Annotated in this window: 16 protein-coding genes; 6 read left to right on the top strand and 10 right to left on the bottom strand. The window is 70.2% G+C overall.

The features are described 5' to 3' along the window. Positions 1 to 170: 170 nt before the first annotated feature. Positions 171 to 320, top strand: a complete 150-nt coding sequence (locus C882_RS24940) for a hypothetical protein (RefSeq protein ID WP_160166768.1) — start codon at positions 171 to 173, stop codon at positions 318 to 320. 130 nt (positions 321 to 450) lie between these two features. Here C882_RS24940 and C882_RS04950 read toward each other — a convergent pair whose 3' ends face one another. Beyond that, complete coding sequence (locus C882_RS04950; protein WP_236262472.1) at positions 451 to 849, bottom strand: helix-turn-helix domain-containing protein; 399 nt, start codon at positions 847 to 849, stop codon at positions 451 to 453. A 257-nt stretch (positions 850 to 1,106) separates the two neighbouring features. Between C882_RS04950 and hisB the strand changes: the two genes are divergently transcribed. Continuing rightward, positions 1,107 to 1,706 (top strand): imidazoleglycerol-phosphate dehydratase HisB, encoded by a 600-nt coding sequence (gene hisB / locus C882_RS04955; protein ID WP_009539458.1) that lies wholly within the window; start codon positions 1,107 to 1,109, stop codon positions 1,704 to 1,706. Between the two features lie 399 nt (positions 1,707 to 2,105). On the opposite strand, the gene C882_RS04960 is transcribed toward hisB, so the two are convergent. The 3 genes from C882_RS04960 to hemC are packed head-to-tail and all read right to left on the bottom strand — an operon-like array spanning position 2,106 to position 6,814. After that, on the bottom strand, positions 2,106 to 3,449 hold the full coding sequence (locus C882_RS04960; RefSeq protein WP_009539459.1) for a heme biosynthesis protein HemY: 1,344 nt from the start codon (positions 3,447 to 3,449) through the stop codon (positions 2,106 to 2,108). A gap of 4 nt (positions 3,450 to 3,453) precedes the next feature. Next, positions 3,454 to 5,853 (bottom strand): uroporphyrinogen-III synthase, encoded by a 2,400-nt coding sequence (locus C882_RS24540; protein WP_152415202.1) that lies wholly within the window; start codon positions 5,851 to 5,853, stop codon positions 3,454 to 3,456. Positions 5,854 to 5,869: 16 nt separating this feature from the next. Beyond that, entirely contained in the window at positions 5,870 to 6,814 is a 945-nt protein-coding gene (gene hemC, locus C882_RS04970; protein WP_009539461.1) for a hydroxymethylbilane synthase, read from the bottom strand. Positions 6,815 to 6,868: 54 nt separating this feature from the next. On the opposite strand from hemC, the gene tsaD reads away from it, so the two are divergent. Further along, positions 6,869 to 7,915: a tRNA (adenosine(37)-N6)-threonylcarbamoyltransferase complex transferase subunit TsaD gene (gene tsaD, locus C882_RS04975; protein WP_009539462.1), complete on the top strand. Its 1,047-nt coding sequence runs from the start codon at positions 6,869 to 6,871 to the stop codon at positions 7,913 to 7,915. A 34-nt stretch (positions 7,916 to 7,949) separates the two neighbouring features. Here the strand turns inward: tsaD and C882_RS04980 are convergent, their stop codons facing one another. The 3 genes from C882_RS04980 to C882_RS04990 all read right to left on the bottom strand — a co-directional run bounded on the left by C882_RS04980 (position 7,950) and on the right by C882_RS04990 (position 10,896). Then, positions 7,950 to 9,272, bottom strand: a complete 1,323-nt coding sequence (locus C882_RS04980; protein ID WP_009539463.1) for a globin-coupled sensor protein — start codon at positions 9,270 to 9,272, stop codon at positions 7,950 to 7,952. Between the two features lie 338 nt (positions 9,273 to 9,610). Next, complete coding sequence (locus C882_RS04985) at positions 9,611 to 10,498, bottom strand: DUF1848 domain-containing protein (protein WP_009539464.1); 888 nt, start codon at positions 10,496 to 10,498, stop codon at positions 9,611 to 9,613. After that, a complete protein-coding gene (locus C882_RS04990) occupies positions 10,495 to 10,896 on the bottom strand; it encodes a hypothetical protein (RefSeq protein WP_009539465.1) in 402 nt (133 codons plus the stop codon). Before C882_RS04990 ends, C882_RS04985 begins: the two co-directional genes overlap by 4 nt. A gap of 217 nt (positions 10,897 to 11,113) precedes the next feature. Here C882_RS04990 and C882_RS04995 point away from each other — a divergent pair, with 217 nt between their 5' ends. Then, positions 11,114 to 11,860, top strand: coding sequence for a bactofilin family protein (locus C882_RS04995; protein WP_009539466.1), 747 nt, complete (start codon positions 11,114 to 11,116; stop codon positions 11,858 to 11,860). A gap of 195 nt (positions 11,861 to 12,055) precedes the next feature. On the opposite strand, the gene secB is transcribed toward C882_RS04995, so the two are convergent. Both secB and C882_RS05005 read right to left on the bottom strand, forming a co-directional pair. Continuing rightward, a complete protein-coding gene (gene secB / locus C882_RS05000; RefSeq protein WP_009539467.1) occupies positions 12,056 to 12,595 on the bottom strand; it encodes a protein-export chaperone SecB in 540 nt (179 codons plus the stop codon). An 83-nt stretch (positions 12,596 to 12,678) separates the two neighbouring features. Further along, positions 12,679 to 13,281: an FxsA family protein gene (locus C882_RS05005; protein ID WP_009539468.1), complete on the bottom strand. Its 603-nt coding sequence runs from the start codon at positions 13,279 to 13,281 to the stop codon at positions 12,679 to 12,681. A gap of 161 nt (positions 13,282 to 13,442) precedes the next feature. On the opposite strand from C882_RS05005, the gene C882_RS05010 reads away from it, so the two are divergent. Then, positions 13,443 to 14,150, top strand: coding sequence for a Tim44/TimA family putative adaptor protein (locus tag C882_RS05010; RefSeq protein WP_009539469.1), 708 nt, complete (start codon positions 13,443 to 13,445; stop codon positions 14,148 to 14,150). Between the two features lie 97 nt (positions 14,151 to 14,247). Continuing rightward, complete coding sequence (gene mltA, locus C882_RS05015) at positions 14,248 to 15,513, top strand: murein transglycosylase A (protein WP_009539470.1); 1,266 nt, start codon at positions 14,248 to 14,250, stop codon at positions 15,511 to 15,513. Between the two features lie 82 nt (positions 15,514 to 15,595). Here the strand turns inward: mltA and C882_RS05020 are convergent, their stop codons facing one another. Continuing rightward, a complete protein-coding gene (locus C882_RS05020) occupies positions 15,596 to 16,531 on the bottom strand; it encodes an alpha/beta hydrolase family protein (protein WP_083875688.1) in 936 nt (311 codons plus the stop codon). Between the last annotated feature and the right edge of the window lie 13 nt (positions 16,532 to 16,544).

The following is a 16,544-nucleotide window of genomic DNA, read 5'->3' on the forward strand; positions in this document are numbered from 1 at the left end:
ACAACCATGAAGTTCAAAATGAACGCTCGCCCTTTTCGGTTGCCAAAGCCGGAAAGCAAAGGTATTGCTATGGGTTAAGAGATACGTATTCCGTGTATCAGGCGGCGCCGTCGTGGCTCCGCTGATCCTGGTGGGGAGCAACGGTGGCGAGAGCATCCAGCAGCGGCGGCATGAGCCCGGCGAACCTGCGCGAGATGATCACGATGGTCGTCAAGGCGGCGCGAGAGGCCGGGCAGACCGAATGCGTGACGCATCTTCTGCAGGCGCGCGATGCCGTGACGCCGGACTCCGCGACCGGTTCAAAGACGCCACGCCGCTGACCGGCGGCACCTGTCCGCGCGGCGTCCGGCACGGGACCCCATGCCCAGAGGATGATGATCACCCCCGATCCCGGCCGATCTGCCTGTCACCCGCCCTGATCTTGAGGTCGGGTGGTGCGGCCAAACCGGATCAATCGCGGCGGCCGACGGCCTTCAGCATCTTCAGAACGGCTTCCCGCTGCTCGTCGCTGGGCAGGCGCCAGTAGGCGTGAACCAGTTCCAGCGTCTCGTTCTTTTTCATGGGGTCCTGCTCGAACGGAGCCTGCGGCATTTCCGCCAGGCCGGCCATGGCGGGCAGGTTCTGGGTGGGGCGCTTGCCGGTGACCTCGTCGTCGATGTCCTCGAAAAAGTACTGAATCGGCACGCCCATGACGCGCGCGATGTCGTACAGCCGCGAGGCCGAGACCCGGTTGGAGCCGCGTTCGTACTTCTGGATCTGCTGGAACGTCACGCCGACGGCAGCGGCGAGCTGTTCCTGGCTGAGGCCCAGAAGCGTCCGGCGAAGCCGCAGGCGGCTGCCCACGTGCACGTCGACCGGATCGGGCCCATATTCCTTGGCCGTAATGGGTTGCCGGCGTTTCTCAAAAGGTTTTTGGTTCTGCGTCACAGCGATACACCGTTGTAAATCATGAGGTCCGATCTATGCTAACCGGAGCGCAGTCAAGATATCGCGCTCCGGTTTGCGGCTCCAGTTGTTTCACAACCGCACCAACGCTCAAGACGTGCAGTTTTCACTTCTGAACTGCCGTCTAAGGCATTCAAAGTCATGAAGGATACCCTCGCGACATGCGTAAAGCGTCCGTCGATCGTGTCACCAAGGAAACCGAAATCAGTGTCAGCCTGAACCTGGACGGAACCGGGCAGTACGACGTGTCCACCGGAATCGGCTTCCTCAACCACATGCTTGAGCAATTCTCGCGCCACAGTCTCATCGACCTGACCGTGCGTGCGAAGGGCGACATCCACATCGACTTCCACCACACGGTGGAAGACACGGGGCTGGCCATCGGCATGGCGTTGACCAAGGCGCTGGGCGATCGCAAGGGAATCCGCCGCTACGGCAGCCAGGTGATCGTCATGGACGAAACCTCCACCGAAGTCTCCCTGGACCTGTCGAACCGCCCCTACCTGGTGTGGAAGGTGGCGTTCACGCGCGACAAACTGGGCGACTTCGACACGGAACTGTTCAAGGAATGGTATGCAGCGCTGGCCCAGACGGGGGGCATCACGTTGCATGTTGCGAACCGTTATGGCGAAAACAACCACCACATCATTGAAACTTGCTACAAGGCCCTGGCCCGCGCCCTGCGCCAGGCGGTCGAGATCGACCCCCGGGCCGTGGACGCGGTGCCCTCCACCAAGGGTGTGCTGGGCGGCTCGCTGTAGGGCACCCGCCGCCTCGCGAAGTGCGAGTATGGCGGCAACGGAAAACGCCGCGCCAGGGGAATGGCGCGGCGTTTTTGCTTTGTCACGTCGGTCGCCCGGCGGTCACAGGGCGGAGACGGTGGGGCTTGGTGCCGGTTTTCCAGGCTGTCAGGACAGCGGCTGGTCGCCACCAACGGCGCCGCAAGGGCGACTGGCGGAGTGCGCGGCCTGCCGCGCTCCCGTCGACGGATCATAGGCCGATTTCGTGACAACCTCTTTCGCAGGAATATCGGGTATTCCTGTTCGCCGACCCGCGACACGCCCGATGGCCAAAAAAACCGGAGAGCGCGAGAGGCTGCGCCTCTCGATCGGGGTTCCGGGGGCGGAAGCCCCCGGACACCGTGTCCTCCAGTCTCCGCCTTACGCCGCCGAGGCGGGCTGGCTCACCGGCACCAGCGCGCGCGCCGGACCCTGCCAGGTGACCGAGGCGAAGGTGCCGCAGGCCGGGCAGGTCGGCGCCCACTGCGGCGGCACATGGCTGCAGCTCTCGCACTGCCAGTGCGGCGGCACTGCGGAGCGGTCGCCGCTGGCGGCGTTGTCGGCGGCGCGCTTCAGCCAGTCCAGGGCGGCCTTCGTGTCGTTCATCTCGCCCTCTTCCACGCGCGCCATCAGGCGGGCGAAGCGGGGCCCGACGGGCTCCTCCGTCAGCGGCTTGAGCTTGGCGCGGGCCTGGCCCCACAGTTCGGCGTCCAGGGCGGCCTCGGCCGACAGCAGGCGGCTTTCCCGTGCCTCGGGATTGACCTGGGCCAGGGCGTCGGCCCGCTTGGACCGCTTGAGGGCCCCCTCCTCCTCGAACAGCGCCAGGTAGGCCGCGCCCAGGTCGGGGTGCGGGCTGCGCTTCCAGGTGGTCTCGATGACGTGGGCGGCCTTGCGCTCCTTGTTGTCCTGCTTGTAGGCGCGGGCCAGCAGCAGGGCGGCGGGCACGAAGCCCGGATCGCTGTCGTGCGCCTGCTTGGCCAGCTTCACGCCTTCCCACAGGGCGCCGTTGGCCAGTGCCCCTTCAGCGCGGGCGATCAGCAGGGTGGCGCGCAGGGTGTTCAGGCGCTCGCCGGTGAAGATGCCCGCCTTGGCGCCGGCGTCCAGCGTGCCCTGGGCGGCTTCGTACTCGCCGTTGCCGGCCTGCAGGTTGAACAGGGTTTCGCCGGCCCAGGCGGGACGGCCCTTGGCGAAGGCGCGCTCGGCGTATTCGCGCGCCCGCACGCGATCGCCCGACGCCAGCGCCTGATCCATCAGGCCGCGCAGGGCGGGCAATTCGGTGTCGGAGTCGTCGAGCAGCGCCTCGAAGCGCTTGCGCGCGTCGTCGCCGTCGCCGGACAGCAGGGCCGCCTGGGCGGCCAGAAGGCGCGTCGCCTGCGGCGCGTCGAGCAGCTTTTCCGCATCGCCGGCATAGGACCGCGCCCGGCGGGCATCGCCCGCCGCGACGGCGGCATAGCCGCTGCCCAGGGCCGACAGGCCGCGCTTGCGGCGCTTGTCGCGCACGCTTTCGCGCACCACGCCGGGAATGGCACCGATGCCGCGCAGAATGCGCAGGACGGCCCAGATGATCGCCACCACCACAAGGATGGCCAGCAGCAGGATGGGCACCGAGGTGTCCACCCGCCAGCCCTGCCAGACCAGAGTCACGTCGCCGGGGCGTTCCGCCATCCAGACGGCGCCGGCAACGATAAGGGCGACGAGAACGATATAGCCGAGAACCCGTAGCATCGGATCAGCCCCCCGTTCCGGTTGCACCGCTGGCGCCCGTGGCCGCGCCCTGCCCCGCCGCGCCGCCGGCATCGGGGCCGGTGTTCGCGCCGGTGTCGGACGGATCGGTGCCGCGCTCGGTGGCGGCGAAGCGCGCCAGCGCCTCGGACGTCAGGTCGGAGACGACATCCTCGGCGGCCAGGCGGGCCCGGGCGGCGTCGATCCAGCCTTGCGCGGCGGCGGCGGCCTCGCCTTCCAGCTTGGACAGCTCGTTCAGGGCGGCCTGAAGATTGCCGGCATTCAGCGCGCTGTCGGCGCGGGCGACCACGGCGGGCGCGCTGTCGCCCACGGCCTCGCCGTCGGTGCGGCGCACGGTGACCAGGCCCATGACCCGCTGGACGGTCTTCTGCACCCAGGCCGGCGCGTCGTCGGGGGCGGCGGCGGCGCGGATGATGTCGGCGCTCAGGCGGTCGAACCGTTCGCCCAGCATCTCGCGCGTCGGGATGCCGGTCTCGGCATGGGCGGTCAGCACGCCGTCGTCGGGCAGCGAGACCTTGGGCATCTCGTCGGCGATGGCGCGCACGGTCCGCAGTTCGGCCTCGTACGGATTGCCCTGGTCGACGGCCTGGCGCAGCTGCGCGGCGGTCAGCACGAAGGCCAGCGCCGTGTCCTGGCGCGAGGCCATCTGCTGCGCCATGCCCTGCACGCGATCGAGCCGTTCCTGCATGGCGAGCACGGTGGAGGCGTCGGCGGTGCCGCGGCGGATCTCCTCAAGCTCCTGGCGCAGGGCCTGGACCTCCTGCCCGGCGGCCTCGCCGGCGGCGGCGACCTGCTCCAGCGCCTGCGGGTCCAGGTTGGACAGCACCTGAAGCTGGCTTTCCATGTCGGCCAGGCGCTGCGTCACGTCGGGCGGCAGTTCGGCCGCGGCCGCGGGGCGGTCGGCGACCTCGGACACGCGGCTCTGCAGGTTGCCGATCTGGCTGGAAAGGTCCGACAGGCGGGCCTGCAGGTCGGTGACCTGGCCGCGCAGGGCCTCGTTCTCGGCCTGCACCTCGGTCAGGCGCTGGTCGGCCTGCGGGTAGGCCGGCAGGAAGCCCTGGTAGGCGGCCGGAATGCTGTCGCGCCAATAGGGCATGGAGCCGTAGGCCACGCCCAGCGCAACGATCACCACGCCGACGCCGATGGCCGTGTTGCGCACGGGGTGGCCCTGTTTCTTCGCCGGCTGCCCGCCGCCCGAGCCCGATCCGCCGGGGCCGCCGGTGGTGCGGCCCGGGCCGCCCGGCCCCGAGGACGAGGGGGAGGACGCCGCCGTCGACGTCGACGTGCTGGTGGAGCCGCCACCCGCCGTCGCCGTCGAGGACTTGGTGCCCGCCGTGGCCGGCGGCACGCTGCCCACGCCGCCGGCGGCGGTGGCGTCCTTGTCGGACCCGGGCTTGCCCTTCTCCTGGGCCTTGCCGTTGTCCTTGTCGGCGTCCTTGCCGCCGCCCTTGGCCGTGCCGGAGCCGCCCTTGCCTTTTCCGGAGCCGCCCGGTCCGTTGCCGCTGGCGGGCGAGCCGGCGTCCGCCTTGCCCTTGCCGGTGTCGGAGGCCCCGCCCTTTCCGGCGGGCTTGCCCGTGTCCTTGTCCTCGGTCTCCTTGGCGTCCTTCTCCGGACGGTCGGTCATGACGATGTCTCCCTCGGCATCAGCGAACACGCCGGCGGCCCGGTCGGCGTCGAACAGCGCCAGGAGCGAATCCTGGTTGGGTTCGGCGGCCGTCCGGACGCGGGCGAAGGGGATTGGGCGCAGATCGTCTGCCACGGCCTGCGACAGGCAGTACGCCACGATGTCCGCGCAAGCGTCCGCCACTTTCGCCTTGCGTGCAAGGTCCACGAAGATTTTCGCGGTACGCGGCGAATAGAACAACGCGGCGTGGACACCCTTGGTGGCAAGAAGGTCGGCGGTTTCACGCGACAGCGCAACGGCTTGACGGGTTTCGTACAGGCGCTGGCGGCGGACGGTGAAGCCCGCGTCCTCCAGCAGCCCGGCCAGATCGCCGGCCACGTGCGTGCCGGCGGCGTGGACCAGCACGCCGTCTTCGGGCCGGGCCTTGGCGCGCACCAGCCCGGCCAGCGCGGTCACGTCGCCGTCGGCGCTGCGCACCTGGGAAAAGCCGCGCTCCCGCGCCGTGGCGGCAGAGGCGTCGCCGACGCAATAGGCCGGCAGGGCAAAGGCTTCCGGGTGGTCGCGCCCCAGGGTCTCGGCCAGCGAGCGGGCGCCGTTGGCCGAGGTGATGAGGAAGCCCTGGGCGCCGGTGGTGTCGACCTTGGCGGCGGGAATGGTGGAGATGCTGAACAGCGGCTCGATCACCGGCTCGACTACCCGGTCGCGCATCAGGTCGGCGGTCGTCCGGGCGTCGGCGAGGGGGCGGGTGATCAGGACACGCATCAGCGGCTTTTCCACCTCATTCCGTGGACATGATGAAGTATTCGGGGCCGCAATGGGCCTTCAGCTCCTTGCCCGCGTCATCGGCCAACGCATGCGCCTCCGACACGGGTCCCTCGCGGAAGGTTTCCAGCAGCCCCGTGCCGTCGGGACGCACCACCAGGCCGTCGAAGCGAATGGTATCGGGGCCGGTGAAGCGGCACCATCCGCCGATGGGCGTGCGGCAGGACCCGTCCAGCCTGCGCAGGAAGGCGCGTTCGGCCGTCACGCAGGTGTACGTCTCCTGGTGGTTCAGGGCCTCCACCAGGGCGATGGACTCGGAGTCCCCGGCGCGGCAGGTGATGCCGATGGCGCCCTGCCCCACGGCGGGCAGCATTTCCGTCGGCTCCAGGGCGGCGGTGGCCTTTTCGGCCATCCCTAAGCGGTTGAGGCCGGCCATGGCGAGCATGGTCGCGTCCACCTGGCCCTCGTGCAGCTTGCGCAGGCGGCTCTGGACGTTGCCGCGGAAGTTCACCACCTGGATGTCCGGCCGGCGCGCCTTGATCTGGGCGCCCCGGCGCAGGGACGCGGTGCCGACGACGGCGCCTTCCTTCAGTTCGGCGATGGACTTGGCGGTCAGGCACATGAAGGCGTCGCGCACGTCCTCGCGCGGCAGCAGGGCCGGCAGGACGATGCCGTCGAGGATGTTGGTCTCGACGTCCTTCATGCTGTGCACGGCGATCTCGATGTCGCCGCGCAGCATGGCGTCGTCCAGCTCCTTGGTGAACAGAGCCTTGCCGCCGATCTCCGACAGCGGGCGGTCGAGGATCTTGTCGCCCGTCGTCTTGACGTCGATGATCTCCAGCCGGCCGGGCTCGGCCAGGTCGGGGTGGGCGGCGATGAGGCGGTCGCGCACCTCGTGGGCCTGCGCCATGGCGAGCGGAGAGCCGCGGGTGCCGATGCGAATCGTGCGATGCGTGGTCATGACCAGGATTTGTAAGGGCTGACCCCGATGGTGAAAAGGGATAAATAGGCGGCCATGATCGTACTCGGACTTGAAACAAGCTGCGATGAGACGGCCGCCGCCCTTGTCGACGGCGACCGCAACATCCTGGCCGAGGTGGTGCTCTCGCAGTTCGAGGAGCACCGCCCCTACGGCGGCGTCGTGCCGGAAATCGCCGCGCGCGGGCACCTGGACCACATCGACCGCCTGACGGCGGAGGTGATGAAACGCGCGCGCCTGCCCTTCGACGCCATCGACGGCGTGGCGGCCACCACGGGGCCGGGACTGATCGGCGGCGTGATCGTCGGCGTGATGACCGCCAAGGCCATCGCCGCCGTGCACCGCAAGCCCTTCCTGGCGGTCAACCACCTGGAGGGCCACGCCCTGACTGCGCGGCTGACCGACGACGTGGCCTTCCCCTACCTGCTGCTGCTGGTTTCGGGCGGGCACTGCCAGATTCTGGCGGTGGAGGGCGTGGGCCGGTACCGGCGGCTCGGCACCACCATCGACGACGCGGCCGGGGAAGCCTTCGACAAGGTGGCGAAGATGCTGGGGCTCGGCTATCCCGGCGGACCGGCGGTGCAGGCGGCGGCAGAGGCCGGTGATCCGGCGCGCTTCCCCTTCCCGCGCCCCATGAAGGGACGGCCGGGCTGCGATTTTTCCTTCTCCGGCCTGAAGACGTCGGTGCGCCAGATGGTGGAAAAGCTGCCGCCGGGGCCGTTGGCCGAACAGGACAAGGCGGACCTGGCGGCCGGCTTCCAGGCGGCGGTGGTGGAGTCCATCGCCGACCGGGTGAAGCGCGCCCTGCGGGAGTTCAGGGGCTCGGCCTTCGTGGTGGCGGGCGGCGTCGCGGCCAACAGCGCGTTGCGCGCCCGTCTGACCGCGCTGTCCGCCGAGGCCGGCCTGCCCTTCATCGCGCCGCCGCTGCGCCTGTGCACGGACAACGCGGCGATGATCGCCTGGGCGGGGCTGGAACACTTGCGCCTGGGCCGCACCGACCCGCTGGACACCCGACCCCGCCCGCGCTGGCCGCTCGACCCCGACGCGCCCAAAAGCCGGGGCGCCGGGGCGGTGAAGGCCTGACCTAATCGCGCGCCGCGCCCACTCGCGCGCCGCGCTACGCCACGTCCTTCAGCTTGCCGATGAAGGTGCCGACGCTGTCGGACATGGTGCCGGCGTGGTCGGACAGCGTATGGGCGGCGGCGTCGACCTCGCCCACCGCGGTCTCGGCGCCGGCCGCGGCGGTGTCGACGCGGTCCACCACCGTGTGGACCTCGCGGGCGTGCTGGGTGGCCTGCAGGGCGTTGCGGACGATCTCGTCGGTGGCGGCGCACTGTTCCACCACGGCGCCCGCGATGGCGGTGGAGATTTCCGTCAGGTCGGAGATGATGCCGCCGACCTCCTGCATGGCGTCGGCGGACTCGGTCACGGCCGACCGCACGCTGCCGATCAGCCCGCTGATCTCGCCGGTGGCCTGGCTGGTCTGGTTGGCGAGTACCTTGACCTCGTTGGCGACCACGGCGAAGCCCTTGCCGGCGTCGCCGGCGCGGGCGGCCTCGATGGTGGCGTTGAGCGCCAGCAGGTTGGTCTGGCTGGCGATGGTCTCGATCAGGCTGATGATCTGGCCGATGTCGTTGGCGGCCGTCTGCAGACGGTCGACCACGGCACGGGCGTCGCCCAGCTTGCGGTCGGCGGCCTGGCTGCGGCCGGAGATGTCCTGAACCTGGCGCTCGATCTCGCGGATGGAGGCCGACAGTTCCTCGGCGGCGGCGGAGACCGCCTCCACGTTCTCGCTGGCCTTTTCGGCGGCAGAGCGGGCGTTGGCGGCCTCGCCGCGGACGGTCTGCGTGGCGTCGGTCATGGTCTTTGCCGAGGCTCCCAGCTGGGTGGCGGCGGCGGACAGGCCGCCGACAATGCCGCCCACCGTGCCCTGGAAGTCGCTGCTGTGGCCTTCCACGGCGCGGTTGGTACGGGTCCTTTCGATCTCGAAATAGACTTCCAGGCTCATGGTCAGGTCGAGGAACAGCGCCGCGTGCACGGCCTTCATGGCGCGCACGGCAAGCCTGGGCTTGCGCTTGTAGAAGGTGATGACGTGTTCCGTCAGCGCATCAAGGAAGAAGCTGTAGCCAGCCAGGTAGAGGCGCGGGGGAATGCCGTACTTGGCGTGGGCGCCGCCGATGCGCCGGCAGTTGGCCTCGTACTCCGCGGTCCAGCGGCCGGCAAACAGGAGGTCGATCCAGTGGCGGCGCTGGGCGGCCTTCACGTGGTCCAGCGTCTTGTGATTGCGGAAGGGTTCCGCCATGCCCGGCGTGGCGAGGATGAAGGCGTAGAAGGCGTCGATCACCTCGTCCACATGGGCCGTCAGCACCGGGCGGGCGAGTGCGAGGTCGGCAAGGGTTTCGTCGGTGATGCGCAAGGCGGACAGGGTCTGCGGTTCCATGACTTTTCTCCCCGGGTGGCGTCCTCTTCATGGGACTGTAGGCACCGGGCCTTTCCTGGAGTGGCCGGCGCCAGCCTATTGAGGACCAACGGAAAGCGCCGGGTAAACGCGAATAGTCAGGGGTGATACACGCCTCGGCTGCTTACATGAATTCATTCTAAGGTACATATACCTTTTCGCGGCGCAGCATGACCTTGCCGGGCTTGTGGATTCCCGCGGTTTTTGGCGGAACAGAAGGCAAAGACATGACACGAGCAAACGTTTGCGTCCGTTTTCATTCCCAGGCCAAATGGTATACTTTATAACTACCGGGTTCCAAAGGTGAGGTTGCCACCGGATCACAGCCGGTCGGCGGCCGGATCGTGCGCCTTGTGGCGCGCCCGCGCGGCGTCGGGGCTGCGCACGGCATAGCAGTAGGCGCAGCCGTGCGGACAGGTGTCATAGCCTCCGATATCGCGGCTGGCGGCGCAGGCGCAGGTCTTGCGGTGCGGCCGGGCGAGCGCCCTGAGCGGCCGCCCCGCCACGTCGGACAGGCGGGCGGCGTCGACGCAGGCGGCCTCCCCCACTCCGGCGGCGGAGGGCGCCAGGTCCCGCAGGTGCGGCTGGCCGCACAGCGACAAGGCCAGGCCGTGGCCTCGCGCCCGGGCGGCAAGCCCCTCCAGCACCGCACGCTTTTCCGCGTCGTCGGGGTCGTGCCATGTGAAGCCGTGGGCGGCGGCGGCGCGGTCCATGTTGCGGGCGGTCTTGCGATAGACCTGGGCGATGCTGACCACGCATTCATCCGTCGCGCCCGCCAGAGCCCCCGCCAGCCGGTCGAACGTCTCGGCATGCCACGCGGGCGGCGTGAGGCTGGTGAACAGCACGGGGTCGTAGCGCCACACCGCCGCCCGCGGCCCGAAGCGCGCGTGCACGGCGTGCAGGGCGTCCACGGCCTTTTCCGGTGCGACCACGGCACGGTCGATGGCGCGGGGATAGCCCAGGATGGTGTGGTGGACCAGGAACGGGAAGCCGCGCGCCGCCACCTCGTCGAGCACCGGCAGGAAGGGGATGACGTTGCGCGTCCAGAACACGAAGCCGTCCACCGCATCCGGCGTCAGCGGAATGGTCGAGACCTGGGCGGCGTTGTAGGGGTTGGGCACGCGCACGACGCCGTCGTCCAGGCGGCGGCGGAACCAGTCGCCGTAGAAGGCCGGGATGTCGGTGCGGTAGCTCGCGGAGATGATCACCGGTCGCGGGCAAGGCCCTTGAGGCTGAGAAGATCGGCGCCGACCGCCTGCTTGATGGCCTCCAGCGCCCGTTCCAGTTCCTCCGCCCGGTCGCGCAGGTCCTTCAGTTCGTCCAGTTCCTGACGGCTGGGCGGATTGCGGCTCTGGGCCATGGCGAGCGCCACGCCGATGTGCTTGGCGCGGTAGTGGCTGATCTGGCGGGCGATGTCCACCAGCTCGCGCGGGTCGATCTCGCCCACGTAGCGGCGGTAGACGGGGCGCGCCTCGTCGGCCAGGACGCTGTCCATGTGGCGCAGGAACTGGGACGCCGTGACGTAACCGCTGTCCAGCAGCGCCTCGAGCGCCGGCGCCACCGGCCGGCGGCCGGCGCGGGTGTCGCGGATGTCCTCGTCGTCCATGCCTGCCCTTTGCCCTTGCGTGAGGGTCCAGTATGGCCGCTTGGGCGGGCTTGCGCAACGGCGCCGCCGGAGGCTTCTACATTCATCGAAAAAGCAAAGGATTCTGCCGAGTCGCGCCGAACTTTCGGCGGCATATTGCCCCATCCTTGTCACAGAATCGGCGGGCTGGGACAGGTAGTCTGGTGCGGCTTTCAATCCATGGCAGGAGGCTTTGGCAATGCGGTCGTTGATTCGCAGGGATCATCACTCCAACACCGGCTCGCAGTCCGGCGCCGAGGAGCCGCGGTCGTCGTCCGCGTCCCCGGCCCAGCCGGCGGGGTCGGGCACCAACCCCTATCCGCCGCGCCCCGGCGGCCCCACGGTCGGCGGAAAGCCGGTCGAAGGATCGGCCCGCCCGTCGTGGCTGCAGCCCGAGGGCGGCGCGGACCCGTCGTCCCCCTCTCCGGCCGAGCCGGCCGCCGGTGAACAGGCCCAGCCGGCGGCGGCCACCCCCGCCGCGCCCCCGGCGGAGGACCGGCGCTCGACGGAAAACACCCTCATCGTCGGACCCAATATAAAGCTGAAGGGCGAGATCGCGGCCTGCGACACGCTGGTCGTGGAAGGCACCATCGAAGCCGAGATGGACAGCCACCACATCGCCATCGCCAAGGGCGGCGTGTTCAGCGGCAAGGTAACGGTGGACACCGCCGAAGTCGCCGGCTCGTTCGACGGCAACCTGACGGTGCGCGACCGCCTGCTGGTGCGCAGCACGGGCCGCATCTCGGGCACCGTGCGCTATGGCGCGCTGGAGGTGGAGAACGGCGGCCGCCTGGCCGGCACGCTGGATCTGCTGGAGGACGGCGACCGCAAGGCGTCCGGCACCGCCGGCCCGTCGTCGGCGGCGGTCTCGCCGCTCAAGACCTCTGAGCCCAAGGCCAAGCCCGACGACAAGGAAAGCACGCCCCCCGCCGCCACCGGGACCTGATCCGGCGGCGCAAGACCGAGGCGAGAGAGGAGAGCGGATGCCGGTGCGGTGTCCGCTCTTTCCTTTTGTGTGGCGGCGCCGCCGATGATTTTTGCAGGGGCGGCCGCTGGCGGGCGCGGATGCCGGCCAAAGAAAAAGCCCGGCCGCCGCGTCGGGGGCCGGGCTTTTCACGTCTGGCGGTGCGCCGGAGGTCGATCAGGCGGTCTGGTTGCCGTCGTCGCCCTCGGTCTTCTCGCCCTGCGCGCCCTCGCCTTCCTGCTGGGCCTTGGCGGCGGCGATGCGCTCGCGGTAGAGCTGCACGAAGTCGATGGGCTGCAGCATCAGCGGCGGGAAGCCGCCGTCGCGCGTCACCTCGGAAATCAGGTTGCGGGCGAACGGGAACATCAGGCGCGGGGCCTCGATCAGCAGCATGGGCTGGACGTGTTCCTTCGGCGCCGTGCACTGGACGACGGCGCCGTAGACCAGTTCCATCACGAAGCCCGGCTTGCCCTCGACGGTGGCCTTGATGTCGAAGTGGGTGGTCACCTCGAAGTGGTTGCCGCCCAGGTGGCGGGCCTGCACGTCGACGCTGATGGGAATCTCCGGCGCCTTCTTCATCTCGCTGAAGATCTGCGGCGCGCCCGGCACCTCGAAGGACAGGTCCTTGATGTACTGCCCGGCGATGGACAGGCCCGGACGCTGTTCCTGCTGCTGCTGGTCGCCGGCCGCGCCGGCGGCGCCATTTTCCTCTGCCATGAAACTCGGTCTCCCTGAGGTCGATGTGTTGCCGAAGGCCTAGCACGCCCGCACCCCACAGGCAACGGGGTAGGCCGGCACCGTCAGGAGCGGGGCGGACCGGGGCGCGGCGGCATGTCCTCGGGCGGCGGCGCGTCGTCGCGGTCGCCGTCGCGGTGGCCCACTTCGCCCTCGGGCCGGCCGGGGGTGACATCGCGGTAGTCGCCGTCTATCTCCGCCCCGCTGCCCGGCGTGCCCGGCCCGTCGGCACCGAAGGCCCCGCCGCCGGACTGGCGGTGGTGGTGGTGGCCCGAGGCGTCGGTATAGGTGGCGCTGTAGTGCATCTTGCCCCGCTTGACCAGCGCCGGGACGATCGTCCGGCGCAGGGCGTCGCGGAATGGCGGCAGGAACAGCAGCAGTCCCGTCGCGTCGGTGACGAACCCCGGGGTGAGCAGCAGCGCCCCTGCAAACAACAGGCAGGCGCCGTCGAACACCTCGCGCAGGGGCATCTCGCCCCGGTTCAGGCTGTCCTGGGCGCGGCGCATGACGGCCAGGCCCTGCTGTTTCAGCAGCGCCGTGCCCGCCACGGCGGTCAGGATGACGATGCCCAGCGTCGGCCACAGGCCGATCAGCCCGCCGACCTGGATGAAGACGCCGATCTCGATGACGGGAACGGCGATGAAAAGCACCAGAAGAATGAGTGGCATGCTTGCCCTGCGTCCCTTCGCGGCTTATGTACGGAGGGACCGCTTGCCCCGCCGCAAACATCGGACTGTCGCGGACGACTTTGCTTTGTTATCCCGGCCCGTCCCATGTAGCGTAGGGAAGCACTTGGGTCCAGCCCCGACGATGGAGCGGCAACGGACATATGAGCCAGGGTATTCAGTTCGTCGACATCATTTTCCTCGCGCTCGTCGCGGGATTCCTCATTCTGCGCCTGCGCAGCGTGCTCGGCCGCCGCACCGGCGACGAGGAGTCACGCCGTCGCCGCGCCGAAGAACGCATGGGCATGAGCCGGCGCGAATCGCCCGCCGAGGAACGCGGCAACGTCATAGAACTGCCCGGCCGCGGCCAGCAGGCGCCCGAGCCCGAGGAGCTGGACCTGGGGTCCTATGAAGGGACACCGCAGGAGGATGGCATCCGCGCCATCCACGCCCGCGATCCGTCGTTCGAGCCCAACGGCTTCCTGCGCGGCGCCCGTGCCGCCTTCGAAATGATCGTCGAGGCCTACGCCAAGGGCGACAAGGAGACGCTGCAGCCGCTGCTGGCCGACGAGGTCTATCAGGGCTTCGCCGGGGCCATCGACCAGCGCGCCGCCGCCGGCGAGACCATGGAAACGCGCATCCTCGGCATCACCAAGCTGGAGATCCGCGAGGCTGCCATGCGCGGCGACGACGCGATGGTGACCGTGCTGTTCCAGTCCGAGCAGCTGAACATGGTGCTGGACGCCGACGGCAACGTGATCGAGGGCGACGAAAAGCACCCGACGGACGTGACCGACGTGTGGACGTTCGCCCGCGACGTCACCAGCCGCGATCCCAACTGGAAGCTGGTCGCCACCACCGCGCCGGAGTGATCCGGCCGGCGGCACGGCAAGCCTGTGCCGCCCCACCCTTCTTCCTTCATCGGCCGCGGCCCTGGCCGCGGCCGTTCGCTTGAGCGGATTCCCCAGAATGCGTCATCCCGCCGCCGCCCCGTCCCTCCGGCTGCCCACCGCCGTCCGGCGGGTGGCGGCCGTTGCCGGCCTCGCCGCCGCCCTCGCCGCCTGCGGCGAACGCCCGGCTCCCGAACCGACCGCCGAGGGCCCGCCGACGGCGGTGCTGACGCGGGTCTCCTTCGACGCCCTGCCCGGCTTCGGCGCCGACCCGGTGGCCGAGGCGCTGCCGGCCCTGGACCGCAGTTGCGAGCGCATGGCCGGGCGCAATGCCTGGCCCGACAGCGCGCCCTCGGGCCTTGCCGAGCCGTCGAGGGGCCTGTGGCCGGGTGCCGATGCCTGGCGCGAGGCCTGCGCCGCCCTGCTGGCCGTGCCCGAGGGCGACGACGCGGCCCTGCGCCGGGTGCTGACGGAGGAATTCGCGCCCTACGCCGTCGCCGATCCCGCCAAGGAGGAAGACGACGGCGGCCCGGCCACGCCCGGCACCTTCACGGGTTATTACGAAGCCGAACTGAAGGCGGCGCGGGAGCGCGGCGGTGCTTACCAGACGCCGGTCTACGGCGTGCCCCAGGATCTGGTGACCATCAATCCGGCGGCGTTCGACGACAGCCTGCCGTCGACGCGCCTGGTGGGCCGGGTGGAGGACGGCCGGCTGGTGCGCTACTGGACCCGCGCCGAGATCGAAACCGGCGCGCTGGAAGGCCGGGCGCCGGTGCTGCTGTGGGCGGAAAACCCTGTCGACCTGCACGTCCTGCATATCCAGGGCTCGGGCCGCGTCGCCCTGCCCGACGGCTCGACCACGCGCATCGGCTATGCCGGCAACAACGGCTGGGGTTTCGTCGGCATCGGCCGGGTGATGCTCGACCGCGGACTGGTGGAGCCGGGCAAGGCCTCCATGCAGGACATCCGCGCCTGGCTGAAGGCCAATCCCGACCAGGCGGATTCGGTGATGCAGGCCAACCCGCGCTACATCTTCTTCCGCGAGATCACCGGCGCCGGCCCCATCGGCGCCCAGGGCGTGCCGCTGACCCCGCGCCGGTCGATGGCCGTGGACCCGCGCTTCATCGCCTATGGCACGCCGCTGTGGCTGGACACGGTCGACCCCGACGGCCGCCCGCTGCAACGCCTCATGGTCGCCCAGGACACCGGCTCGGCCATCAGGGGCCAGGTGCGCGGCGACTTTTTCTGGGGCACCGGCGAGGCCGCGCTGGAGCACGCCGGCCGCATGAAGAGTACCGGACGGTACTACGTGCTGCTGCCCAAGGCGACGGGAACGGGGGCGTAGGAGCGCGGCGCCGACCGGAAGCGCGAGGAGCCGCGCCCCTCGCAAGAGTCCCATTACGCGCCAGCGCAAGGCCTCCCGCCCGTCAGGCCGCCGGCTCGGCCTCCCGCACATGCGTTTCAGGGCGCGGTCCGCCGCCGGTGACACGGGCCAGGAACGACAGGATATGCGGTGCCGCGGCTTCGATGCGGTCGACGCTGTCGTGGTCGCAGCGGGTGTAGACGATGAGGCTCACGTCCTCGTCGGTGCGGCGGTTGGCATGGATGGCGTAGGCGTCGGAGACGGGCACCACGCGGTCGGTCTCGCCGTGCAGCAGCAGCACCGGCGCCTGGGCGCGGCGGATGGTGTTGCGCGGCGCGATGTCACGGAAGCGCCAGCCGATGCGCCATTCCACGTAGCGATTCACCAGCCAGCCGATGGGGCGGTAGGGTACGCGCACGCGCTCCATGAAGCGGCGCATGGTGGTTTCCGGGTCGGCGAAGGCGGAAATGGCGACCACCCCCACCAGGTCCGACCGCCGCGACGCCAGCAGGAGGGATGCGCTCGCGCCCAGGCTGTGGCCCAGGATGGCGATGCGGTCGCGGTCGATCTCGGGTTCGGTGCGCAGCCAGTCCACGGCCGCCGCCAGATCCTCGGCGAAGCGGGGCATGCTGGCGAAGGTGTCGCGGTCGCTGCCGCCGTGGCAGCGGCTGTCGACCATCAGCAGGGCATAGCCGGCCCGGTGCAGGGGCGCGACCACCGGCAACAGCTGGGCGCTGTTCGACCCCCACCCGTGCAGCACCGCCAGGGCCGGGGCCGGGCGCCTCACGCCGTCCGGGGCCGGGATGTACCAGGCGGCGAGCCGCTTGCCGTTGACCGCCGTCAGTTCCACCGACGCGTAGGCCATCCCCAGGTCCGACGGCAGGGTGTCGGGAGCCACGCGATCGGGGCGGAAGCCGACGTCGATGAGCACCAGCCCCGCCACGGCCAGCACCAGAAGGCTGCCGACGACGGCCAGGCATCCGATCAGCCAGGGGTCCATGGCGGCCTCCATC

Source organism: Caenispirillum salinarum AK4 (assembly GCF_000315795.1).
In the GTDB taxonomy this organism is placed as follows: domain Bacteria; phylum Pseudomonadota; class Alphaproteobacteria; order Rhodospirillales; family Rhodospirillaceae; genus Caenispirillum; species Caenispirillum salinarum.

Excerpts from the sequence above, each read along its gene's own strand:
- C882_RS24940 (WP_160166768.1), top strand. The coding sequence starts at position 171 with ATGAGCCCGGCGAACCTGCGCGAGATGATCACGATGGTCGTCAAGGCG.
- hisB (WP_009539458.1), top strand. The coding sequence starts at position 1,107 with ATGCGTAAAGCGTCCGTCGATCGTGTCACCAAGGAAACCGAAATCAGT.
- C882_RS04960 (WP_009539459.1), bottom strand. The coding sequence starts at position 3,449 with ATGCTACGGGTTCTCGGCTATATCGTTCTCGTCGCCCTTATCGTTGCC.
- C882_RS24540 (WP_152415202.1), bottom strand. The coding sequence starts at position 5,853 with ATGCGTGTCCTGATCACCCGCCCCCTCGCCGACGCCCGGACGACCGCC.
- hemC (WP_009539461.1), bottom strand. The coding sequence starts at position 6,814 with ATGACCACGCATCGCACGATTCGCATCGGCACCCGCGGCTCTCCGCTC.
- tsaD (WP_009539462.1), top strand. The coding sequence starts at position 6,869 with ATGATCGTACTCGGACTTGAAACAAGCTGCGATGAGACGGCCGCCGCC.
- C882_RS04980 (WP_009539463.1), bottom strand. The coding sequence starts at position 9,272 with ATGGAACCGCAGACCCTGTCCGCCTTGCGCATCACCGACGAAACCCTT.
- C882_RS04990 (WP_009539465.1), bottom strand. The coding sequence starts at position 10,896 with ATGGACGACGAGGACATCCGCGACACCCGCGCCGGCCGCCGGCCGGTG.
- C882_RS04995 (WP_009539466.1), top strand. The coding sequence starts at position 11,114 with ATGCGGTCGTTGATTCGCAGGGATCATCACTCCAACACCGGCTCGCAG.
- secB (WP_009539467.1), bottom strand. The coding sequence starts at position 12,595 with ATGGCAGAGGAAAATGGCGCCGCCGGCGCGGCCGGCGACCAGCAGCAG.
- C882_RS05005 (WP_009539468.1), bottom strand. The coding sequence starts at position 13,281 with ATGCCACTCATTCTTCTGGTGCTTTTCATCGCCGTTCCCGTCATCGAG.
- C882_RS05010 (WP_009539469.1), top strand. The coding sequence starts at position 13,443 with ATGAGCCAGGGTATTCAGTTCGTCGACATCATTTTCCTCGCGCTCGTC.
- mltA (WP_009539470.1), top strand. The coding sequence starts at position 14,248 with ATGCGTCATCCCGCCGCCGCCCCGTCCCTCCGGCTGCCCACCGCCGTC.
- C882_RS05020 (WP_083875688.1), bottom strand. The coding sequence starts at position 16,531 with ATGGACCCCTGGCTGATCGGATGCCTGGCCGTCGTCGGCAGCCTTCTG.